At 66.2% G+C, this 22,854-nt stretch carries 19 protein-coding genes and 1 pseudogene; 13 read left to right on the plus strand and 7 right to left on the minus strand.

What is annotated here, in order from left to right:
• The first annotated feature begins 75 nt into the window (after positions 1-75).
• From IB228_RS19005 to IB228_RS19015, 3 genes are all read left to right on the plus strand, one after another.
• Positions 76-3,270 carry a TonB-dependent receptor gene (locus IB228_RS19005; protein ID WP_192199550.1) on the plus strand — a complete coding sequence of 1,065 codons (3,195 nt, stop codon included), beginning with the start codon at positions 76-78 and terminating at the stop codon, positions 3,268-3,270.
• A gap of 362 nt (positions 3,271-3,632) precedes the next feature.
• The gene (locus IB228_RS19010) at positions 3,633-4,049 is read left to right on the plus strand and encodes a hypothetical protein (protein ID WP_225562549.1); all 417 of its coding nucleotides are present in this window, start codon (positions 3,633-3,635) and stop codon (positions 4,047-4,049) included.
• Positions 4,050-4,077: 28 nt separating this feature from the next.
• Complete coding sequence (locus IB228_RS19015) at positions 4,078-4,662, plus strand: TetR/AcrR family transcriptional regulator (protein WP_192199551.1); 585 nt, start codon at positions 4,078-4,080, stop codon at positions 4,660-4,662.
• Positions 4,663-4,676: 14 nt separating this feature from the next.
• Here the strand turns inward: IB228_RS19015 and IB228_RS19020 are convergent, their stop codons facing one another.
• The gene (locus IB228_RS19020; RefSeq protein ID WP_225562550.1) at positions 4,677-5,168 is read right to left on the minus strand and encodes a lipocalin-like domain-containing protein; all 492 of its coding nucleotides are present in this window, start codon (positions 5,166-5,168) and stop codon (positions 4,677-4,679) included.
• A gap of 105 nt (positions 5,169-5,273) precedes the next feature.
• On the opposite strand from IB228_RS19020, the gene IB228_RS19025 reads away from it, so the two are divergent.
• The 6 genes and pseudogenes from IB228_RS19025 (at position 5,274) to IB228_RS19055 (ending at position 11,510) form a co-directional block, all read left to right on the plus strand.
• Positions 5,274-6,122: a LysR family transcriptional regulator gene (locus tag IB228_RS19025; protein WP_192199552.1), complete on the plus strand. Its 849-nt coding sequence runs from the start codon at positions 5,274-5,276 to the stop codon at positions 6,120-6,122.
• A gap of 155 nt (positions 6,123-6,277) precedes the next feature.
• A pseudogene (locus tag IB228_RS19885) lies at positions 6,278-7,063 on the plus strand (phytanoyl-CoA dioxygenase family protein).
• Between the two features lie 529 nt (positions 7,064-7,592).
• Positions 7,593-8,423 carry a TIM barrel protein gene (locus IB228_RS19040; protein WP_225562572.1) on the plus strand — a complete coding sequence of 277 codons (831 nt, stop codon included), beginning with the start codon at positions 7,593-7,595 and terminating at the stop codon, positions 8,421-8,423.
• A gap of 35 nt (positions 8,424-8,458) precedes the next feature.
• Complete coding sequence (locus IB228_RS19045; protein ID WP_192199556.1) at positions 8,459-10,144, plus strand: GMC family oxidoreductase; 1,686 nt, start codon at positions 8,459-8,461, stop codon at positions 10,142-10,144.
• On the plus strand, positions 10,144-10,722 hold the full coding sequence (locus IB228_RS19050) for a gluconate 2-dehydrogenase subunit 3 family protein (RefSeq protein ID WP_183639488.1): 579 nt from the start codon (positions 10,144-10,146) through the stop codon (positions 10,720-10,722). The genes IB228_RS19045 and IB228_RS19050 overlap by 1 nt, the downstream gene beginning before the upstream one ends.
• Before the next feature lie 44 nt (positions 10,723-10,766).
• Positions 10,767-11,510: a DUF1080 domain-containing protein gene (locus IB228_RS19055; protein ID WP_192199557.1), complete on the plus strand. Its 744-nt coding sequence runs from the start codon at positions 10,767-10,769 to the stop codon at positions 11,508-11,510.
• A gap of 32 nt (positions 11,511-11,542) precedes the next feature.
• Here the strand turns inward: IB228_RS19055 and IB228_RS19060 are convergent, their stop codons facing one another.
• From IB228_RS19060 to IB228_RS19080, 5 genes are all read right to left on the minus strand, one after another.
• A complete protein-coding gene (locus tag IB228_RS19060) occupies positions 11,543-11,824 on the minus strand; it encodes a cytochrome c (protein WP_225562551.1) in 282 nt (93 codons plus the stop codon).
• A 32-nt stretch (positions 11,825-11,856) separates the two neighbouring features.
• Complete coding sequence (locus tag IB228_RS19065; protein ID WP_192199559.1) at positions 11,857-12,711, minus strand: sugar phosphate isomerase/epimerase; 855 nt, start codon at positions 12,709-12,711, stop codon at positions 11,857-11,859.
• Positions 12,712-12,778: 67 nt separating this feature from the next.
• Positions 12,779-13,903: a Gfo/Idh/MocA family oxidoreductase gene (locus tag IB228_RS19070; protein WP_192199560.1), complete on the minus strand. Its 1,125-nt coding sequence runs from the start codon at positions 13,901-13,903 to the stop codon at positions 12,779-12,781.
• A gap of 11 nt (positions 13,904-13,914) precedes the next feature.
• A complete protein-coding gene (locus tag IB228_RS19075) occupies positions 13,915-15,129 on the minus strand; it encodes a nucleoside permease (RefSeq protein ID WP_183639483.1) in 1,215 nt (404 codons plus the stop codon).
• Between the two features lie 27 nt (positions 15,130-15,156).
• Positions 15,157-16,209 carry a sugar phosphate isomerase/epimerase family protein gene (locus tag IB228_RS19080; protein ID WP_183639482.1) on the minus strand — a complete coding sequence of 351 codons (1,053 nt, stop codon included), beginning with the start codon at positions 16,207-16,209 and terminating at the stop codon, positions 15,157-15,159.
• Positions 16,210-16,301: 92 nt separating this feature from the next.
• Between IB228_RS19080 and IB228_RS19085 the strand changes: the two genes are divergently transcribed.
• On the plus strand, positions 16,302-17,306 hold the full coding sequence (locus IB228_RS19085; protein ID WP_192199561.1) for a LacI family DNA-binding transcriptional regulator: 1,005 nt from the start codon (positions 16,302-16,304) through the stop codon (positions 17,304-17,306).
• A 42-nt stretch (positions 17,307-17,348) separates the two neighbouring features.
• Here the strand turns inward: IB228_RS19085 and IB228_RS19090 are convergent, their stop codons facing one another.
• Positions 17,349-18,923 carry a winged helix-turn-helix domain-containing tetratricopeptide repeat protein gene (locus tag IB228_RS19090; RefSeq protein WP_192199562.1) on the minus strand — a complete coding sequence of 525 codons (1,575 nt, stop codon included), beginning with the start codon at positions 18,921-18,923 and terminating at the stop codon, positions 17,349-17,351.
• A 234-nt stretch (positions 18,924-19,157) separates the two neighbouring features.
• Here IB228_RS19090 and IB228_RS19095 point away from each other — a divergent pair, with 234 nt between their 5' ends.
• The 3 genes from IB228_RS19095 to IB228_RS19105 all read left to right on the plus strand — a co-directional run bounded on the left by IB228_RS19095 (position 19,158) and on the right by IB228_RS19105 (position 22,635).
• Entirely contained in the window at positions 19,158-19,913 is a 756-nt protein-coding gene (locus IB228_RS19095) for an SDR family oxidoreductase (RefSeq protein ID WP_192199563.1), read from the plus strand.
• A 134-nt stretch (positions 19,914-20,047) separates the two neighbouring features.
• Positions 20,048-21,049, plus strand: coding sequence for an HlyD family secretion protein (locus IB228_RS19100; protein ID WP_343227109.1), 1,002 nt, complete (start codon positions 20,048-20,050; stop codon positions 21,047-21,049).
• Complete coding sequence (locus IB228_RS19105; protein ID WP_343227110.1) at positions 21,046-22,635, plus strand: MFS transporter; 1,590 nt, start codon at positions 21,046-21,048, stop codon at positions 22,633-22,635. The genes IB228_RS19100 and IB228_RS19105 overlap by 4 nt, the downstream gene beginning before the upstream one ends.
• Positions 22,636-22,854 lie beyond the last annotated feature (219 nt).

Here is a 22,854-nt window from a genome sequence, read left to right on the forward strand (position 1 = left end):
AAGGGGGCCGGCAGACCGGCGACGCGTCCCAGCGTCCCGTAGTCGCTTCTCCCCCACAACAGGAGCCGGTTCCAAATGAAGAGAGAGACATCCCGCACCTATCACCCCCGCGCTGGCAGGCTGGCGCTTGCCCTGACACTCGCGCTCGCCAGCAGCTCGGCATGGGCGCAATCCACGACCGGCAACATCTCCGGCAACGTGGCCAATGGCGCCGGCAAGACCGTACTCATCGAGAACAACAGTGGTTTCAGCCGCGAGGTCGCGGTGGACGAGCGTGGTCGATACGCACTGGGCAACCTGCCACTGGGCACCTACAAGGTCACGGTGAAGCAGGGCGGCGAGGCAGTCGAAACCCGAGAGAACGTGGCCATCACCGTGGGCGCCAGCACTGTCGTCTCGTTCGCGGGCACGGGCGACCTGCAGACCCTGAGCACGGTCAGCGTGACCGGATCGCGACTCAATCCCATCGATGTCACCACGGTGGACACCCGTACGGTGGTGACCTCTGAACAGCTGCTGCAATTGCCGTTGGGGCGCACCGCCGAAGCCATCGCGCTGCTGGCGCCGGGCGTGGTCAACAACAGCGGAGGATTCGACAACGGCCCGCTGGGGGGCTCGCTTCCCAGCTTCGGTGGATCCGCTGCCAGCGAGAACGCCTACTACCTCAACGGCTTCAACACCACCACGGCCAGCAACAGCCTGGGTGGCCTGACACTGCCCTACGGGGCGATCGACCAGCAGGAAATCTTCACCGGCGGCTACGGCGCGCAATACGGCCGCAGCAATGGCGGCGTGATCAACCAGGTCGGCAAGCGCGGCGACAACGAGTGGCATTTCGGCGCGGCGGTGATCTGGGAACCGAACGGACTGAAGGCCAAGCAGAAGAATATCTACTGGCGTCCCGACAGCCTTGGCAGCACCAACAAAAACACTGCCTACGACTACGCACGGGCCGCCAACGGTCTGTACCAGCCGTTGAGTGAGAGCGAATCCAGTACGACCACCTACAGTGCCTATGCCGGCGGCCCGATATTCAAGGATCGGCTGTTCTTCTTCGTCGCCGCCGAACAGGCGGATTCCGATGGCGTGCGCGTGCTGTCCAACCGTGATTCCGCCAACGGCACCAACGGCGGCTGGACGGACTACAGCTACACCCAGCAGCGCTGGTACGCAAAGCTGGACTGGTACATCACAGACAATCATCTGCTCGAACTTACCGGCGCCAGTGACGAGTACGAAACCAGCGGGCAGATCTACCGTTACGACTACCTCACCCGCGAGCGCGGCACGTCTTACGCCGACGATTCCCGACAGGAAGCCGGACCCACACTGTATCTTGGCAAGTACACCGGCTATTTCGGCGAGAACGTCACCGTAACCGCCCTGTATGGCGAAATGTCCACACCCGATGAGGTGACGCCGTCCGGCTATGACCCGGCCAACGGCCCGCTGATCGCCGACGCCACGCAGCAGAATCCCGCGTACACCGGTGGTGCGCCTATCCTCGGCACGCAGAAGGTCATCTCGACCAGCGATCCGGACCGCGAGTACAAGAAAACCAATACCCGCCTGAATCTGGAATGGCGCCTTGGCGACCACACGCTCAGCTTCGGCGTCGACAATCAGAAGTCCGAGGGCATCAACATCGGCTCGATCCTGTCCGGCCCCGGATACTCATGGACCTATGGCCGAACCGACGATCCCAACGGCCTGCAAACCAACGGCCTGATCACCCAGGCGGCGAATGAAGACGGTGGCATCGGTGCACCGAGCCCGGGCCTGGTGGATCCGGTGCATGGCGCCAGCGGCTACTACGTCATCAGGAACATCAACACCAGTCTGTATTCCTACGAGGCCAAGCAGAAGGCGTACTACATCGAGGACAAGTGGCAGATTACCGACAACCTGCTGCTCAACCTGGGCCTGCGCAAGGACGAATTCACCAATTACACGCCATTCGGCCAAGCCTACATCGAGGTCAAGGACGCATGGGCGCCCCGCATCGGTTTCAGCTGGGACGTCCACGGCGATTCCACCTTGAAGGTGTTCGGCAACCTTGGCCGCTACTACCTCGGCCTGCCACTGTCACCGGTTGGCCTGTTCACGCCGGCGGTCAACACCAGCACCTACTACACCTACAGCGGTATCAACGCCGACGGCACGCCGATCATTTCCCAGCAGTTGGGATCCGCGGTGTCGGCCAACTCGCGCTTCGGTCGCATCGCGGATGTGCGCACCGCGGTGGCCAAGGACATCGAAGGCGAGAACCAGGACGAAATCATCCTGGGCTTCACCAAGCAGCTGGAGAGCGGCTGGGTATACGGCGTCCGCGCCACGCATCGGCGCCTGAATGCCAGCATCGACGACCAGAACTATGACGTGTCCAATACCGCCTTGATCGAGGCGGCCGCCGCGCAGGGCATCACCATTGACTGGTCGAAGGTATCCGGCGCGGCGCTCATCAATCCGGGCAAGACCAACACCTGGGGCGTGATTGGCACCGATGGCCAGTTCCATGAGGTCACGGTGACCCGCGAGGCGGCCGGATTCCCGGAACTCAAGCGCAACTACTCGGCGGTCGAGTTCAATCTGGAGCGTCCGTTCGATGGAAAGTGGTACACGAAGTTCAACTACGTCTGGTCGCACAGCTATGGCACCACCGAGGGCCAGTTGCGTTCGGACCTGTGGCGTACCGGTGGCGCGCTCGGCAGCTACCAGGGCCAGGCCTCGGTATCGACCACGCAGAGCTGGGACCACGCTGCGCTGATGGAACACTTCAACGGCGACCAGTCCAATGATCATCGCCACCAGATCAAGCTGTATGGCTACTACCAGCTGACTCCGGAGTGGGGCGTGTCCGGAAACCTGAGCATGATTTCCGGCGCTCCCCGCAACTGCCTGGGCAACTACTACGGCGACACCTATACCGGCACGGACCCGGCCGGCTATGGCACCAGCGCGATCACCGGCGGCCCGTACCACTACTGCTATGACCCGAGCACCGATACCGGCCGACCCTCACCCCCCGGGTCGCAGGGGCGTCTGGGTTGGGTGAACCAGATCGACCTGGGCGTGCTATACAAGCCCGCCTTCGCCGAGGGCAAGCTGGCCTTCAGCTTCAACGTCTTCAACGTCACCAACGAGGATGCGGCGACCAACATCTACCCGTTCTCACAGCTGCCCGACAAGACGTTGAATCCGCTGTACAACCAGCCGGTCGCCTATCAGACGCCCACGTATGCGCGCCTGACCGTCAGTTACGACTACTGACCGGCGCAAACGCACGTCGCGGGCCTGGACGTGCAATCCGAAGGGCCGTCACCTTGCGTGGCGGCCTTTCTCTCATTCGCGTGTGGATTCCCAGGCGCTGGTGCACGACGGCCGCCAAATGGGTCCCGGTGGCAGCAATAAGGCCGCCAGCGCCATGTCAGCGAGAGGAAACGTGGATAGCGTCCTGCCTGCCTGGTAGCGCGGGACGCCATACGCACCGGTTCTTCTCACGGATTGACAGTCTACCTACTAGTAGGTAAAGTGGTCTCACTCTCCTGACAGGAACGACCCCCGTGGGCATTTCTCCTATTGGCTGGCTCCACACGCTGGGCAGCCTTCCGGCCATTCCCCTTGCCGCCTACATGCTGTTCAAGCACGGGCGGATCGTTCCCGAAACCCGCGCCGGGCGTGCGTATTTCTGGTTCATGCTGCTGGGGGTGCTGACGGTGTATCCGATTGCGCACCAGCCGGTCAGCGCCATCGTGGCGTCCGTCACGCTGGCGATGCTGTTGCTGGGCTATGGCATCGCGCGGTGGCGAACAGCGAAGACCTTCTGGAAACATGTGCAAACGATTGCTCTGAGCATCAGCGTGTTCCTGCTGATGGTCCCCACGGTCAGCGAAAGCCTGCGCAGGCTGCCGGTGGGCCATCCGCTGGTGACCGATTTGAAGGACCCGCTGCTGCTCGGCGTGCAGGGCGCGCTGTTCCTGGCGTTGATCATCGGCGTTCCCTTGCAGATGCTCGCGCTGCGCAGGCAAAAAATCCTCCAGGCCGGGTGAACGATTGATGCCTACTCCAGGAACAGACATGCAGCCGCAGTACTCGCCCAAGGCGCAGGAGATCATCCAGCGAGCGAACGACCTGCTGGCCTCCGGCGGGTACAACGGTTTCAGCTATGCGGACATCGCGGAACTGGTCGACGTACGCAAGGCCAGCATCCACCACCACTTCCCCGCAAAAGTGGATCTGGTGAAGGCGACGGTGGCGCAGCATCGGGAGGCCACCCGGCGCGGCCTGCGCGCGCTGGACGAATCCACCCCGGATGCTTTCATGCGGCTGGTGGCCTATTCGCGCTACTGGGCGGACTGCATCCAGGCCTCCAATCCGCCCATCTGCATTTGCGCGCTGCTGGCGGCGGAATTGCCAGCAGTGCCGTCGGAAGTCGCGGATGAAGTGAAGGCGCATTTCAACGACCTTCATGCCTGGATTGGCCGGACCCTGGCGCAAGGCGTGGAGCAGGGCAACATGCGATTGAACGACACTCCGTCCGCCGAAGCGTCCATGTTCATGGCGTCGATACACGGCGCGATGCTCTCCGCGCGGGCGACCGGCAATGCCTCGGTGTTCTGGGAGATTGCGAAGGCGGCGACCGACCGGCTGAGGTCGGTGTAGAGCCGGCGAGAGGCTTAGTCCAGCTTCCACACGGAAACCGGAATCGAGCCGTCCGGCCTGGCCGGCACCCGGTAGGTCAGCACGCCGTTGTCCAGGGTGTACTCGCGCTGCTGGCTTGTGCCTTCCCAGTTCGGGAACGAGGCGCCTTCGATGCGGAAGGTGAGGGTGTGCCGCGAGGCGTCGACCGCAATCGTGCCGTAGTGGGTGCTGGAGCCCAGCGCGGCCGAGGCATACTCGTCGGCGCTGCCGCGTGCCTTGTCGTCCGATGCGAAACGCAGGCGTTCGGACTTGAAGATCTGCAGGGAATAGCGCCCCCGGGCATCGACGATCAGGCGGCCCGTGGGTGACTCGCCGTAGTCCCGGACGCGTTCTCCGCCGGGCAGGATCTTGTCCGCCGCGACCAGTGTCCAGGTGCCCCGCAGCGGCGATTCCGGTGAAGCGGCGCGGGCATCGTGCGCGGCCAGGCCGGCGAGCATCGCGAGGGTCATGCCGAGGATGGGATTCATGGTGGAGAGAACCGTGCGTGGGGGTGGCGAAAACGGTACCCTGCCGCCAGCATTTCAAAAATGCATTCATGATGATATCTGTCATTCCAAAATCGAATCCTTGAAATGAAGCCCCTGGACATCACCGCGGTGCGGGCCTTCGTGACGGCGGCGGAACTGCAGAGCTTCACCCGCGCCGCCGACGCGCTGGAGACCACGCAATCCGCCATCAGTCTCCGGCTGGGCAAGCTGGAAGCGCAGCTCGGCAGGCGCCTGATGGAGCGTTCGCCGCGCCACGTCCGGCTTTCCGCGGAAGGCCAGGCGTTCCTGGAGGTCGCGCGCGAATTGCTCGCGGCCCACGACCGCGCCGTCGCGGCATGGGATGTCGAAGCGCGCCGGCTGGTGGTCGGCATCAGCCACGAACTGATCGGCAGCGAACTGCCTTCGCTCCTGCGACGGATCAACGCCCACGATCCGGGTTTGCGGGTGGAGATGCGCGTGGGCGGCAGCCGGGATCTGATGGCGCTGTACGATCAGGACGAACTCGACGCGGCCTGGGTGCTGCGGCCGGATGACCGTCGTAAACGAGGCAAGGCGGTTTATTCCGAACCGATGGCCTGGGTGTCGGCACCCGGTTGGCGGCCGGTTCCCGGCCAGCCGCTGCCGCTGGCCACGCAGGGCAAGGCCTGCCGCATCCGCAACGCGGCCACGCGCGCCCTCGATGAAGCCGGCATCGCGTGGGAAGAAGTCTTCGTCGGTAGAGGCGCCGCCATGGTCGGCGCGGCCGCCGCCGCCGGCATGGCCGTTGCCGTCCTGGCGCCGCGCACGGCGCCTCCGGGCACGATGGACGCCGGCGAGGTGCTCTGCTTGCCGCCGATTCCCGCACAGGAAGTGATGCTGTACAGCAGCCTCAACGATCGCCGATCGCGTGAGGCCCTGCGCCTGATGTCGCTGGCTTTCCAGCAGACACGTTGAGCCGTCGGGGCTGCGCGGCGCCCGCCTGTGCCACGGCCCGCCGGCAGTGGGATCCAATCCGTACTTTTTCTATGGCCTCAAGGTAAAGGCGCCGCATTGATCGGCTCCGGACCGGGGTATCTACTGCCGCTTCCGTCCTTCCCTCAGGTGCCGTCATGTACCCGGATGCAGATGCCGCGCAGATCGGATTCTTCCGGGAGCATGGTTACCTGGTGGTGAGGCAGGCCCTTCCGCAACCGGCGCTGGACGAACTGGAAAGTTACTGCGACATCCTCATCGCCCAGAAGAACGAACTGGCCAACGACTGGGCATGGAGCCAGGGCGAGTCCCGCGAGAACCGCAGTTTCCGCATCGTGCAATCGTCGCCGAGCAAGGTCTGGGCGGATATCGCCGGGCAGCCGTATCGCCGGTGGCTGGAACGTTTTTCGTCCCAGTTGATGGGATTGGACATGGCGTTCTGGTACGACCAGTTCCTCGGCAAACCGCCCGGCCATGGCGCGGTCACCGAGTGGCACCAGGACGAAGGCTAATGGGGGCGCAATCTGGCCGATCGCGGCATCACCGGCTGGATTCCCCTGCAGGACGTGGACGCCACCAACGGCTGCATGCATTTCATCGACGAAGGGCATCGGCTCGGCATCCTTCCGCATCGCCTGGTCGAAGGCGTGCAGAGCGACCTGCTCACCTGCGCGGTGGATGAAACCCGCACCGTCATCTGCCCCATGCAGCGTGGCGACGTGGCGTTCCATCATTCCAAGACGCCGCACATGAGCACCGCCAACCTCGGCCCCGCCTGGCGCAAGGCGGTCACCAACCATCTCCAGCAACGCGACGCGGGAGGCGAGGGCGATCACTATCCGTGGCGGGTGAAGGTCAACCAGCGCACCGGCGAACGCAAAGCGGTCGGAAGCACGGACCAGAAAGACGACGGCGGAGCCTGAGTGCCGTCCTGAGCGCGTCGATGCCTGGCGAGCGCGCATCAAGGCGCATCCGGGAACCATCGTGGCCATGTTTGAGCAAGGCATCCGATCGACATGGCTGACGTTCCGTTCCGTTGATGGCGGACTTCTGTCAGGCGCATTGCGAGCCGTGCGTTCATCGCTCTGAACCCTGGTGGCAAGTCACCCGGCGCTGAGCGGAAATGACGCGACGAGGCGCGCGTCGTTGTTGTGCCGTGCAGCATAAGATTTCGTGTCCGGAGTCTTGCATGAACACGCGGGGCTGCTTTATGGTGCAATCGATTGCATCAGGGCGAATCTTCGAGCTTTCGTGCCGGTTGGGAGGCCGGGGATGGATGGATGTCTATTCGATCGAACCGGCGCAGCACGCAGGCGGCCGGTGCGCTTCCCATGGCACTGGCGTTGCCTCGAAAGATTCGTTTGAGCAAGCTTTCCTTTGTGGTGTGAGGACGCCGGGATGAATCCCCTGGACCCGAAGTTCACGAGACGAAGTGCGCTGCGCGCGGCGGTGATGGGCGGTATCGGACTGGCCGCCGCCGGGGTGATGCCCGGGTTTGCCGCCGAGAAGCCGCTCGCGCTCAAGGGCAAGCTGAAGCATTCCGTCGCGCGCTGGACGTTTCCGAAGCAGTCGGTCGCCGAGCTGTGCCAGATAGTGAAGGGGATTGGTTTCTCCGCCATCGACCTGGTCGGGCCGGAAGACTGGCCGACGCTGAAGGCGCATGGCGTGGACAGTTCGATGTGCAACGGCGCGGAGATCGACCTGGTGAAGGGCTTCGCCGGGACCGAGTTCCACGACGAACTGGTGGCGCGCTACACCCGCCACATCGACCTGGTGGCCGACGCCGGCTATCGCAACCTGATCTGCTTTTCGGGCAACCGCAACGGCATGGATCCCGAGCAGGGCCTGGCCAACGCCGAGGCCGGGCTCAAGCGCATCCTCGGGCATGCCGAGAAGCGCGGCGTGATGCTGGTGATGGAACTGCTGAATTCCAAGGTGGATCACCACGATTACCTGTGCGATCACTCCGACTGGGGCGTCGCCCTGTGCAAGCGGCTGGGATCGAAGCACTTCAGCCTGCTGTACGACATCTACCACATGCAGATCATGGAAGGCGACGTCATCGCCACCATCCGAAAGCACCACGAATTCTTCACCCACTACCACACGGCGGGCGTACCGGGTCGGCACGAAATCGGCGACGACCAGGAACTCAACTATCCCGCCATCTGTCGCGCGATTCGCGACACCGGCTTCGACGGTTACCTGGCGCAGGAGTTCATGCCTTCCGCACCGGATCCGGTCGCCTCGCTGCGTGAGGCGATCCGCCTCTGCGACGTCTGAAACAACAGCTATCCACCCAGGGAAAAACAGTACCCATGGCAGACAATCACTACGACGCCATCGTCGTTGGCTCAGGAATCAGTGGCGGCTGGGCTGCCAAGGAACTGACCGAGAAGGGCCTCAAGGTCCTGATGCTGGAACGCGGACGCAACATCGAGCACGTCAAGGACTACGTCAACGCGATGAAGGAGTCGTGGGACTATCCGCATCGCGGCCGGCCGACCCAGGCGATGATCGCGGAACATCCGGTCCTGATGCGCGATTACCCGCTTTCCGAGGAAACGATGGGGATGTGGGCCGACGAAAAGGATTGTCCCTATACCGAGACCAAGCGCTTCGACTGGTTTCGCGGCTACCACGTGGGAGGCCGTTCGCTGTTGTGGGGCCGGCAGAGCTATCGCCTGTCGGAAATGGATTTCGAGGCGAACCTCAAGGAAGGCATCGCCACCGACTGGCCGATCCGTTACGCCGACATCGCGCCCTGGTATGACTACGTCGAGAAGTTCGCCGGCATCGCCGGCACCCGCGAGGGGCTGGACGTGCTGCCGGATGGCGAGTTCCTGCCGCCCATTCCGCTGAACATCGTCGAGAAGGACGTGGCCGCGCGGATCAAGCAGGCTTTCGGCGGCACCCGCCACATGATCCACTCGCGCACCGCCAACATCACCCAGCCCAAGCCCGAGCAGGGCCGGGTCAACTGCCAGTACCGCAACAAGTGCATCCTGGGCTGTCCCTACGGCGCCTACTTCTCGACCCAGTCGGCGACGCTGCCGGCAGCGATGAAGACGGGCAACCTGACCCTGCGTCCGTTCTCGATCGTCAAGGAAGTGCTGTACGACAAGGATCGCAAGCGGGCGCGCGGGGTGGAGATCATCGATGCCGAGACCGGCCAGACCTACCAGTACACGGCCAAGGTCATCTTCCTCAATGCCTCGTCGTTCAACTCGACCTGGGTGCTGATGAACTCGGCCACCGATATCTGGGAGGGTGGACTGGGCTCGTCCTCCGGCGAGTTGGGGCACAACGTCATGGATCATCATTTCCGCGTCGGTGCGTCCGGTCGGGTCGACGGCTACGAGGACAAGTACTACTTCGGTCGTCGTCCCTGCGGTTTCTACATTCCGCGCTTCCGCAACGTCGGCAACGACAAGCGCGACTATCTCCGGGGCTTCGGTTACCAGGGCGGGGCCAGCCGTTCCGGCTGGTCGCGCGAAATCGCCGAACTCAACGTGGGCGCCGAACTGAAGGACGCGCTGACCCTGCCGGGTGACTGGTCCATCGGCATGACCGCCTTCGGCGAGATGCTGCCCTACCACGAGAACCGGATCAGCCTGGACCCGAACCGCAAGGACAAGTGGGGCCTGCCGGTGCTGGCGATGGACGTGTCCATGCGCGAGAACGAGCTGGCCATGCGCCATGACATGGGCGCGGATGCGGCCGAGATGCTGGAGGCCGCGGGCGTCAAGGACGTCAGGACCCACGACAGCGACTACGCGCCCGGCATGGGCATCCATGAGATGGGCACGGCGCGCATGGGCCGGGATCCGAAGAACTCGGTGTTGAACAAGCACAACCAGGTTTGGGATGCGCCCAACGTCTACGTGACCGACGGCGCCTGCATGACCTCCAGTGCCTGCGTGAACCCGTCGCTGACCTACATGGCGATGACGGCGCGGGCGGCGGATCACGCGGTGCGCGAACTCAAGGCGGGGAACCTGTGATGGAACGTCGCGAACTCCTGAAGATGATCGCCGCCGCCACCGGCGCGGCCATGATTGGCATTCCGGGCTTTGTCTACGGACAGGCGCCGGCTCCGAACGGCAAGAGCGCTTTCTCGGCCACCGACATCGCCCTGCTGGACGAGGTCGCGGACACCATCCTGCCGCGGACCAAGACCCCGGGTGCCAAGGACGCGGGCGCGGGTCCCTTCATGGCGCTGTACGTGACCGACTGCTATACCCCGGAGAACCTGGCGATCTTCCGCGCCGGACTGGCCGATCTCGACAAGCGTGCCGGTGGCCGCTTCGTCGCGCTGGCGCCGCAGGCCCGCACCGAACTGCTGCGCGCCCTGGACACCGAAGCGCGCGACTACCTGAGCACGGCGAAGGCGGCCGCCGGGGGCGCCAGCAAGGGTCCGGTGAAGCCGCACTACTTCACCATGCTCAAGCAGTTGTCGATCTTCACCTTCTTCACCTCGCAGGTGGGGGCGAACGAGGCGCTGCAGTACGTCGCCGTGCCTGGCCGTTATGACGGCGACATGCCCTACGTTCCGGGCACGCCCGCCTGGGCGACCGACTGATGGACATGGGCGCTTCGTCCGAACCGTTCTGGCTGGGGAACACGATGAGCAAACCGATCCTGATGGCGGCCTGCCTCCTGGCCGCGGGCCCCGCGCTCGCACAGGCGCAGGCCGACCCGCAACGCGATCCCGCCAAGACCGAGGTCTGGAAGCCGATTCCGGCAACGGTGGCCACGCCGCGCGAGGCCGCGCCTTCCGATGCGGTGGTGCTGTTCGACGGCAAGGACCTCTCGGCCTGGGAGAGCGAACTGGGTGGCAAGGCGCCCTGGACGGTCGCCGATGGCGCGGTCACGGTGGTGCCGGGCAGCAAGGGCATCCGCACCAGGCAGCGCTTCTGCGACGTCCAGTTGCACGTGGAATGGCGTACGCCCACCGAGACCAAGGGCTTCGATGGCCAGCATCGCGGCAACAGCGGCATTTTCCTGCAGGAGGTCTACGAACTGCAGGTGCTCGACAGCTACAACAACGCGACCTATCCCAACGGCCAGGCCGCCTCGATCTACAAGCAGGCCATCCCCCTGGTGAACGCCTCGCGCGCGCCGGGCGAATGGCAGGCGTACGACGTCATCTGGAAGGCACCGCGCTTTTCCGAAGGCGGCGGGTTGCTCTCGCCCGCGCGCATCACCGTGCTGCACAACGGCGTGCTGGTGCAAAACGATACCGTGCTGTCCGGCAAGACCGAATACATCGGCGCGCCGTCCTACGCGCCGCATGGCTGCGCGCCGATCTACATCCAGGATCACGATTCCAAGGTCAGCTTCCGCAACATCTGGGTGCGCGAGCTGTAAGCGATGGCGCGGAGCGAGCCTCCGCGCGCGTCCTACTGCTTCAGGAAGGCCGCGAGGTCTTCGACGTCCTTTTCCGACAGATGGCCGAAGGGCGGCATCATGCCGCCGCCCTTCCGGATGCGTTCCTTGATCTGTTTCGGATCCAGCCGCTTGCCGACATCGGTGAGCGCCGGAAACGCGCCCGCCACGCCCGCGCGGTTGGCGCCGTGGCAGGCCGCGCAGTTGGCGGCATAGACCTTGGCGCCCGCGGTGGCGTCCTCCGCCGAAGCCGCGGCGGTCGCCAACGTCACGGCGACAAAGGCCAGGGTCGCCATGCCGATGGATTTCAGCATCCGCTGCCCGCGCATCAGTGCGTCGCGCCGGCCGGCAGGTGTTCGCGCAGGTAGTCCGCACCGGCCTTGACGACCGCGGCGGGATCGCGCGGCTGGTCGTGCTCGATGATGTACCACTGCACGCCGGCCTTCTCGGCGGCGGGGAGAATGGTCTTCCAGTTCAGGACGCCCTGGCCCAGCGAGGCGAAGCCGCCCTCGTCCGTGGCCTGGCCCTTCGGCGCGTTGTCCTTGGCATGCACCGCGAACACCCGTCCGCTGAACTTGCCGAGCATCGCGGCCGGGTCGTAGCCGGCACGCGCCACCCAGGCCAGATCCAGTTCGGACTTGAGCGCGGGGCCGGCCGCGTCGAACAGCAGTTCCAGACCGGTCTTGCCACCGAAATCGATCAGCTCGAAGTCGTGGTTGTGGTAGGCCAGGGTCATGCCCTTGGCCTGGGCCTTGCTGGCAATTTCGCCCAGTTCCTTGCCCAGTGCGGCCCAGCCGGCGGCGTCGGTGGGGCGTTCCTTCTCGCCGAGGTAGGGCACGACCAGATGGGTGTTGCCGAGCGTCTGGTTGAACGCGACCACGCCATCGAGATCCTTGCGCAGATCCGCCAGCTGCACGTGGGTGGAGACGGCCTTGATCGCATATTTGTCCAGCAGCTGCTTGAGTTCGGCGGCGGTGACGTTCTGCGTGCCGACGGTTTCCACCGCGTGGACGCCGGCGTCGTGGACGATCTTCAGCTGTTCATCCAGCGTGGCGACGTTGCGCAGCGTGTACATCTGCACCGCGATGGGCTGGGCCGGCGTGGCGGCGTCCCTGGCGAAGCCGGGCAGGGCCGCCAGGAGCAGCAGGGCGGTGGTCGCAATCTTGCGTGGGGTGGTGCGCATCAGGGTGTCCTCCGGGGATTCCGATGACTACAGGAAAGAAAAGCGGTCGGGGCCTGTCTTCGTGTTTTCAGGCGATGGGGGTCCAGGCGCGCGAGCGGGCCGAGGCGATGACGCGATCGACGATCAGTGCCGAGCGCAGTCCGTCTTCGAACGTCGGCAACCCTTCCGGCCGTTCGGCCAAGATGGCGCGATAGGTGTCCGCGACGAAGGCCTCGAAGCAGTTGCCGTAGCCCTGCGCGTGGCCGGCCGGCAGCACCGAGAGCCGGCGCTGTTCGGCGCTTCCGGCACCCGGTCCGCGCGTGAAGATTTCCTCGCGCTGGTCGGGCAGGCCGATCCACAGGCGTTCGCTGTCTTCCTGATCGAACGCCACGCTGGCTTGGGCGCCATCGATTTCGAACCACAGGCGGTTCCGGCGACCGGCCGAGACCTGACTGACGGTCAGCGAGGCCAGGGTGCCGTTGGCGGTCTTGAACAGGGCCGCGGCGACGTCCTCGCTCGACACCGCCTGCATCGCACCGCCCGCCGCCGGCGTGGCGAAACTCTGGCCGGTGGCGGCGGCGCGTTCGGCGATCACGGTTTCGAAGGCGGCGCTGACATCGATGAAACGCTCGCCGCTGACCCATTCCACCAGATCGCACCAGTGCGAACCGATGTCGGCGAACACGCGCGAAGCGCCGCCCAGCGCCGGATCCACGCGCCAGTTGTTGCTGGCCGGATCCAGCAGCCAGTCCTGCAGGTAGCTGCCGTGGATGAGCCGCAGCGGACCCAGTTCACCCTGGGCGATGCGCGCGCGGGCTTCGCGCACGACCGGGTGGTAGCGGTAGACGAACGGTACCGTGGCCACCCGTCCGGTGGAGGCGGCCAGCGCCGCCAGCGCCTTGGCGTCCTCCAGGGTGGTGGCCAGCGGCTTCTCGCAGATCACGTGCTTGCCGGCTTCCAGCGCGGCCTGCGCCATCGCCCGGTGCAGATGGTTGGGCGTGCACACGTGCAAGACCTGCACCTGCGGGTCGGCGAGCGCTTCCTCGATGTCGCGATAGGCGCGCGGGATATCCCAGGCCTGCGCCACTTCCTTCCCGCGCCCAGGCGACGAACCGACCACGCCGCGGACATCGGCACCCGCCAGCAACGCGGCGCGGCGATGCACGGCGCCAATCATGCCGGTGCCGACGATGGCGACTCCAAGCTTGCTCATCTACGCAATCCTCAATGTGCGGACGACGCGGCGGCGGCCGGTCGATCACGGAACAGGAACAGGAAGGCGATCAGCACCACCAGCGCGACGCCCGCCGGGAACAGCCAGATCTGCCGCCAGTCCGGACCCGCCGCGGTGGTGTAGTGCTCCACGACCGCGCCGGACAGGAAGGTGCCGATCAGCATGCCGACGCCATACGTGGCCAGGGTGATGAAACCCTGCGCGCTGCTGCGGGTGTCGGGACCGGCATGCGCGTCGGTGTAGATCTGGCCGGTGACGAAGAAGAAGTCGTAGCAGATGCCGTGCAGCACGATGCCGATCACCAGCAGGGAGAACCCGCTGCCCGCGTCGCCATAGGCGAACATGCCGTAACGCAGCACCCACGCCGCCATGCCGACCGCCAGCATGGTCTTCACGCCCAGCCGCACGAACAGGAACGGCATGGCCAGCATCAGCAGCACTTCGGACACCTGGCCCAGCGACTGCAGGCCGGCCGCGCCGCGCACGCCCAGATCGTTGAGATAGGGATTGGTGAAGTTGTAGTAGAACGACAGCGGGACGCAGATCGCGATCGAGGCCAGGAAGAACACCAGGTACGAACGCGATTTCAGCAGGCGCAGCGCGTCCAGTCCCAGGATCTGTCCGACGCCCGCGTTGCGCTGCTGCGCCAGCGGCGGCGTGTGCGGCAGGGTGAGCGCATACAGGCCGAGCGCCAGCGAGGCCGCCGCGGCCATGCGGAAGGTGAGTTCAAGGCGATGGGCCTGTTCCCAGCCCAGCCAGCCGATCAGCACACCGGCGACGATCCAGCCGATGGTGCCGGAGACGCGGACGAGCGGGAACTGCTTTTCCGGCGACTGCATGTGGCGCATGGCGATGCTGTTGACCAGCGCCAGCGTCGGCATGAACAGCAGCATGTACACCATCACGCAGGTCGCGAAGGTGTTGAAGCTGGTGGCTGTGGACGCGACCCACATCAACACCGCGCCGGCCAGGTGCAACACCGCCAGGATGCGCTGCGCGGCGAAGTAGCGGTCGGCGACCAGGCCGACCAGGAACGGCGCGACGATGGCGCCGATGGACTGGCTGAGGAACGCGGTGGCCACCTGGCTGGCGCTGGCCTTCAGCGGTCCCTGTACCAGATAGGTGCCCAGGGTGACGAACCACGCACCCCAGATGAAGAACTGAAGGAACATCATCGCGCTCAGGCGCGACATGGCGAACGTCATGACTTCCCCTCCCAGGTCGGTGTTGGTTCAAATCCCCAGCATGCCGCGCAACGCTTCCGGATCGGCGCCGCTGTCGGCAAAGTCGTCGAAGGCGCGCTCGGTGACGCGGATGATGTGGTCGCGGATGAAGGGCGCGCCCTCGCGCGCGCCGTCTTCCGGATGCTTCAGGCAGCACTCCCATTCCAGTACGGCCCAGCCCGGGAAGTCGTACTGGGCGAACTTGGAGAAGATCGCCTTGAAGTCGATCTGGCCGTCCCCCAGCGAGCGGAACCGGCCGGGACGATCGATCCAGTTCTCGTAACCGCCGTAGACGCCGCTGCGCGCGCTGGCGCGGTACTCGGCGTCCTTGACGTGGAAGATGCCGATGCGCTCGTGGTAGCGGTCGATGAAACCCAGGTAGTCCATCTGCTGCAGCAGCAGGTGGCTGGGGTCGTAGAGGATCTTGGCGCGCGGATGGTGATCGACCGCTTCGAGGAAACGCTCGAAGGTCGCGCCGTCGTGCAGGTCCTCGCCCGGATGGATCTCGTAGCAAAGGTCCACGCCGCAGGCGTCGAAGGCATCCAGGATCGGGCGCCAGCGGCGGCCGAGTTCTGCGAAGGCTTCTTCCACCAGGCCGGGCGGCCGTTGCGGCCAGGGATAGAAGTAAGGCCAGGCCAGCGCGCCGGAGAACGTGGCATGCGCCTTCAGCCCCAGGCGCTGGCTGGCCTTGGCCGCCAGCTTCACCTGCTCGACGGCCCAGGCCTGCCGCGCGGCGGGATTGCCGCGCAGTTCCGGCGGGGCGAACCCGTCGAACAGGCTGTCGTAGGCGGGATGGACGGCGACCAGTTGTCCCTGCAGGTGGGTGGACAGCTCGGTGATCTGGATACCGTGTCCGGCCAGCATGCCGGCCACGTCGTCGCAGTAGGCCTGGCTCTGCGCGGCCTGGGCGAGATCGAAGATATGGGGCGCGCTGGTCGGCACTTGTAGGCCAGAATAGCCGAGCCCCGCGGCCCATTCGGCCAGCGTGTCCAAACGATTGAAAGGAGGCTTGTCACCGATGAACTGCGCCAGGAACAGCGCGGGACCCTTGAGTGTTTTCACGTCAATCCGCCTCGATGCAATCGATTGCATTATCCTAGCATGGGCCAACCCGGACACGCGTTGTGCACCGCATCGGGGAACCCGGGACTGACATGGCGACCATCTACGACATCGCGAAGCACGTCGGCGTTTCGGCAGGCACCGTGTCGCGCGCGCTGTCGCGGCCGGAAAAGGTCCTGCCGGCCACGCGCAAGCGCATCGAACAGGCGGCGGCCGCGCTGGGCTATGTCCCCAACACGGTGGCCCGGACGCTCAAGACCCAACGCAGCAGCAAGATCCTGGTCACGGTCCCGGACATCGCCAATCCGTTCTTCGCCCAGATCCTGCAGGGTGCGGAGGAAGCCGCGCAGGCGGCCGACTACGCCGTCCTGCTCGGTGATACCCAGCACCAGCCGGATCGGGAGGAGCGCTACGCGCAGATGCTTCCGCGCAACGAAGCCGATGGCCTGATCGTGCTGGGGCACCGGTTGCCGCCAACGGCGCAGGAAATCGTCCGGCAACTCGGCGCCAACGCGCCGGTGGTCAACGGCAGCGAATTCGATCCGGCGCTGGGCATTCCCAGTGTCCACATCGACAACGCCGCCGCCGCGCGCACCGCGATGGAACATCTCTACGGCCTGGGGCATGAGCGGATCGCCGTGATCGGCGGACCGCCCGACAATCCGCTGCACCAGCAGCGGCTGGAAGGGGCCCGGATCGCGGCCAGGGCGCGCGGCCGCCTGCGTCAGCTGACGATCGTGCCGGGCGACTTCTCGGTGGAATCCGGCTATGCGGCAGCGAAGCGGTTGTTGGGCCAGGCGGCCGCGCCGACCGCCGCATTCTGTTTCAGCGACCAGATGGCGCTGGGCATGCTGGCCGCGTGCCGGGATCTGGGCATCCGCGTGCCGGAGGACTTCTCGATCGTCGGCTTCGACGATCTGGCCTCGTCCCGTTACCTCAACCCGCCGCTGACCACCATCAGCCAGCCGATGCGCGAGATCGGCATGCGTGCGGTCAAGCTGCTGCTCGCCATCATCGAGGGCGTGGACGTGCCGCATCAGCAGACGCTGGAATTCAGTCTGATGTTGCGCGGGTCGACTGCGGCGCCCGCCTCGTAGGGAAGCTCCGGAACAAGGCCGGATGATCCCGCCAAGCAGCCGTCAGGGCAGGCCCGCCAGGCGCAGCCCTTCGGTCAGCCGCGCGAGATCCTGCGGGCGATGGATGGGCAGCCAGTCGGCGAGGCTGGACTGGGACAGCGACGGATCCAGCGCGCGCACGTGCGCGACGGCGAGGCCGGCCTGCCGCGCGCGTCCGGCCAGCGCATGGCTCGCCGCCGCCACCACGGCGGCGACCAGCAGCGAGGGCAGGTTGCTGAGCGCTTTCTCCGCCCAGATCGATGCGGCATCGAAATCGCCGGCGAAGAAGTGCGCCAGCGCGATGCCCGCCTGCATGCGGAACATTTCCGGATCCAGCGGGCTCAGCCGAACCGCGCGGGAAAACAACGCCATCGCGCTTTCCGATTCGCCGTGGAAGATGCGCAGGAAACCGCCCAGGAACCAGGCCGGTGCGAAGTTCGGATTCAGCAGCACCGCCCGATCCAGCAGTGCGATGCCGCCGTCCAGATCGCGGGTCAGGTGGCCCAGCGCATGGCCACCGCGGGTCAGCGCCACCGCGTCGTCCCGTCCCCAGGTCACCGCCAGCCGCGCCAGGCGCACGCCCTCGGCGACCTCCGCGGGCCGGTCGATCATCCAGCCATTGACCTTGCGCCAGACATGGCACCAGGCCGCCCCGCCGTAGGCCGAACCGTATTCCGGATCCAGCTCGATGGCGCGATAGAACTGGCGCAGCGCTTCCTCGATGGTTTCGCGGCTGCCGCTGTGCAGGTTCGCGACCCCGCGCAGGTAGTAGTCGTACGCATCCAGACTCTGGGTCGGCTTGCGCTTGGCGCGTTCGATTTCCGCGCGCTCCAACTGCGGAGAGATTGCGCCAACCACGCTTTCGGCAACCTCCGCCTGCAGCTCGAAGATATCGTCGAGCGTGCCCTCGAAGCGCTCGGCCCACAGGTGCGTGCCGGTCGAGGCGTCGATCAGCTGCCCGGTGATGCGGACCTTGTTGCCAGCCCTGCGCACGCTGCCTTCCAGTACGTAGCGCACGCCCAGCTCGCGGCCGACCGTCCGCGGATCCACCCGATGATCCTTGTAGGCGAAGCTGGTGTTGCGGGCGATGACGAACAGCCAGCGCACGCGCGAGAGCGCGGTGATGACGTCCTCGACCACGCCGTCGGCGAAATACTCCTGGCCACTGTCACCGCTCAGGTTCTGGAACGGCAGCACGGCGATGGAGGGCCTGTCGGGCAGCATCGGTGCGGACAGCGCGCCGACGCCGCTGCCATGCGCATCCGGCAGGGCCGGTACCGGCGCGATGTCGTCGTCCCGGATCTCGCCGATGAAGCGGAATCCCTTGCGCGCGACGGTGCGCAACAGGCGCTGTTCGGAGCCGGTGTCCGCGATCGCCTTGCGCACGGCGTTGATGTGGCTGGCGACCGTGGACTCGGAGACGATCCGGCCGCTCCATACCACCTGCAGCAGTTCGTCCTTGCCGACCACGCGGTCACGATGGAGCACCAGGTACAGCAACAGATCGAAGACCTGCGGGCCGATGGAAACGGGCTGCCCGCGCAGCGTCAGTTCCCGGCGCTCGTCATCGAGCAAGCAGTCTTCGAACGCGAATCGCACGGTCAACGCCCTTGCCGAACCCTCGCGCCCCGTGCCCGAGGGAATCGCGTCATGGTACCCGATTGAATTGCACGGCCGTACCGAACCGGGCCGGCGGCCAGTCCCGGCGCCGGCGCGAATCCAAGCGAATTCCAAGGTTTCTTGAAGGTCGCCGCAAGGACTTCGCCGGGACCGGCGCGCAAACTTTCTCCATCGGCGGCAAGTCCTGCCGTTGACCCAGCGGAGAACATGCAAATGAAGATCGTCGTCATCGGGGGCACCGGCCTGATTGGCTCGAAACTCGTCGCCACCCTGCGCAATCACGGTCATGAAGTATTGGCCGCCGCCCCGGGCACCGGGGTGAACACCATTACCCGCGAAGGCCTGGCCGAGGCCATGGACGGTGCTCAGGTAGTGGTCGACGTGGCGAACGCACCGGCCTGGGACGACCAGGCGGTGCTGGAATTCTTCGAGACCTCCGGCCGCAACCTGTTGGCCGCCGAAGCCGCCGCCGGCGTACGCCACCACGTGGCGCTGTCCATCGTCGGAAGTGAACGCAATCCCGACAACGGCTACTTCCGCGCGAAGGTGGCGCAGGAGAACCTGATCAAGGCCTCGGGACTTCCGTACACCATCGTGCGCGCCACCCAGTTCCACGAATTCGTCGCCGGCATCGCCCAGGCGGCCGTCGTCGGCGATGAAGTCCGCCTGTCGCCAGCGCTCATCCAGACCATTGCATCGGACGACGTGGTGGCCGCGCTGGCCGATGTCGCGCAGGCAACGCCAATCGACGGCACGATCGAGATCGCCGGCCCGGAGGCCGTCCCGCTCGACGAAATGGCCAAGCGCCTGTTCGCGGTGACGGGAGACACGCGCAAGGTCGTGGCGGACGTGCATGCGCGCTACTTCGGCGGCGAACTGGACGACCAGTCGCTGACGCCCGGTCCCGATGCGCGCCTGGGCGCGATCCGTTTCGAGGACTGGCTGGTCCGTTCGAACGCGGCTGCGTGACCGCTGCGCCGTCAGGACCATCGCGAGGAGGAACCGACATGCCTTCGTCTGAAGAAAATACCCGCGCAGGGGAAGGGGCGGCGCCCAACCCCGGAGCACCGGCACCTCCGCGCGGCCGCGCCCGGAAAATCGGCGTGCTGCTGTGCCTTGGGGCGATCATCGCCGTCGGGGCCGGCTGGGCCTGGGCGCGTGCCGGCGCCAGCGTGTCCACCGACAACGCCTACGTGCGCGGGGATGTCACCTCGCTGGCGCCCAAGGTCGCCGGCTACGTCCGGGAAGTGAAGGTCGGGGACAACCAGGCGGTGCGCGCGGGCGATGTGCTGTTCCGCATCGACGACAGCGACTACCGGGCGCGGCTGGCCCAGGCCGAGGCCAACGTGCAGGCGGCGCAGGCGCGGCTGGTCAACGTCGATGCGGAGACCGCGTTGCAACAGGCGCTCATCCGCCAGGCCAGTGCGCAACGGCATTCGCAGCTGGCCGAGATGCGGCTGGCGGCGAAGGTGTCCGATCGACGACGCGAGCTGATCCGCGGTCGTTTCGTCAGCCAGGACCAGGTGGATGAAAGCGACGCGGCGCGCTCGCGCGCGGAGGCTGGCGTATCGGCGGCTTCGGCGACGGTGGAAGCGCAGACACGCAGGATCGCCGTGCTCGCCACCCAGCGCGAAGCCGCGCTCGCGGCGGTGGCCCAGGCCATCGCGCTGCGCGACCTGGCGCGCATCGATCTGGACGGCACCGTGGTGCGGGCGCCGCTGGATGGTGTCGTCGGCAATCGCCAGGTGCGGGTCGGCCGCTTCGTCACGGCGGGCGCGCCGCTGCTGGACATCGTGCCGGTCGATGACCTGTGGCTGGTGGCGAATTTCAAGGAAACGCAACTGGCGGACGTCCGCCCCGGCCAGCGCGTGCGCATCGAGATCGACGGTTACCCCGACGCCGCGTTCCGGGGCGTGGTCGACAGCTTCGCGCCCGGCAGCGGCTCGTCCTTCAGCCTGTTGCCCGTGGACAACGCCACCGGCAACTTCGTCAGGGTCGTGCAGCGGGTGCCGGTGAAAATCCGCTTCACCGGGCAACCGTTGCCGGCGCGTCTGGTGCCCGGCCTGAGCGCGCGCGTGTGGATCGATCGACGGGCCGGGTCGTGAACCTGGACGTGGCCGCCGCGCCGGCCCATGCCCGCTCCGCCACGGGATCGTTGCTCGTCGCCGGCATCGTGCTGGCCACGCTGACGGAAGCCGTTGCCGGTACCGTGCTGTCGCTAGGGCGGATGGACATCATCGGCGACACCCATGCCACGCCGGACGAATTCGCCTGGCTGGACGTGGGCTACGTGTCGATGAAGCTGGTCGGCTTCCTGCTGGCGCCCTGGCTGATCGCGTGGCTGCGGGCACGCGATGTGATTGCCGGCGCCGCGCTGATGATGGGAGTGGCTTGCCTGTTCGCCGCGGCCACCGCGCGGCTGGATCTGCTGATCGCGCTGCGCTGCCTGCAGGGGGTTTCCGGCGGCGTGCTGCTGATCGCCGGGCAGGCGCTGCTGTTCCTGGCCTTCCCGCGTTCGCGCCAGCCGCTTTTGCAGGCGCTGTTCGCGATGGGATCGGTGGTGGCACCCGCGACGCTGGCGCCCGCCCTGCAGGGCTGGTTGCTCGATACCCAGGCGTGGACCTGGATTTTCTTCGGAGTGGTGCCGATCGCGCTGGCGGCGGCGGGCATCCTGCTGCTGGCGGAGATGCCGGACATGCCGGTGAACGACGCGCCCGCGCCTTTCGACGGAATCGGCTTCGCCCTGGCGGGTGTCGCGTTTTTCTGCCTGGGCTATGCCCTGATCCAGGGCAACCGGTGGGACTGGTTCCAGGAACCACGCATTGCGTGGATGACCGCGATAGGCGCGACGAGCCTGCTGGGGTTCATCGGCTGGCAGTTGCGGATGCGCGGCCGGGGCCTGGTCGACTTCTCGGTATTCGCGGACGAGGAATTCTGCTTTGCCTTCGTCGTCAGCTTCGTGGCCGGTGCCGCGTTGTTCGGCAGCGGTTACCTGATCCCGGCGTTCGCGGTGTCCGTGCTGGGTTTCACCCTGACCGACGCCGGGCGACTGCTCCTGCCCGGCGGCGGCCTGTTCATCGTGGCGCTCCTGATCGCCGCTTACCTGATGCAGGCGCGCCGGCTGCCGCCCGTGGCCACGGTGCCGTTCGGCATCCTGATGATCATGACGGCCATGTGGATGCTGTCGGGATCGAATCGCGCAAGCGGCGCCGACGACATGATGGCGGCCATCCTGCTGCGTGGATTCGGCCTGGGCTTGCTGTTCCTGTCGATCACGCTGATTGCCTTCAGCCATCTGCCTTCGCGGAACCTGGCCAGCGGCATGGCCCTGTTCAATACCGGTCGCCAGTTGGGCGGCCTGATCGGCGTGGCCGGCCTGCAGACCCTGATCGAGCACGAAACCCACATCAACGCGACGGTGCTTGGTGGCCACGTCACCGCCGGTGGCGCGCCCCTGGGTGAACGGCTGGCCGCAACCACTGCGATGCTCGCCGGTCACGGCATGGACCTGGCGTCCGCCACCCGCGCGTCGTTTGGTCTGCTGGGCAAGGCGATGGCAGGCCAGGCCACGGTCATCGCGTTCGACACCGCGTTCATGGCCGTGGCATTGCTGTTCGTGGCGGCGGTCCCGATATTGCTCGGGACCAAGATCGCGCTGGCGAAATTCGCGGGTCGCCGCAACCGTTCGTAGCGCGGGGGGCGGGGAAGGGGTGATGACCACCGGCGACGCCCCGGCCATACCGGTGGCAGCCGGTCTAGGCGGGGCAGGGGCCCATGCCCGATCCGGTGCCGGCGACCGCCGCTTGGCCCCTGAACAGGGCATTCTCCGGGCAAACCGGGCAAAACAAATGCGAATGAATTGCAAAACGATAGTCATTCGCATTTAATGTGAGGCCGCAGGAGCCGCCGG

The sequence above is a fragment of the Pseudoxanthomonas sp. PXM04 genome, from assembly GCF_014851695.1.
Lineage (GTDB): Bacteria > Pseudomonadota > Gammaproteobacteria > Xanthomonadales > Xanthomonadaceae > Pseudoxanthomonas_A > Pseudoxanthomonas_A beigongshangi.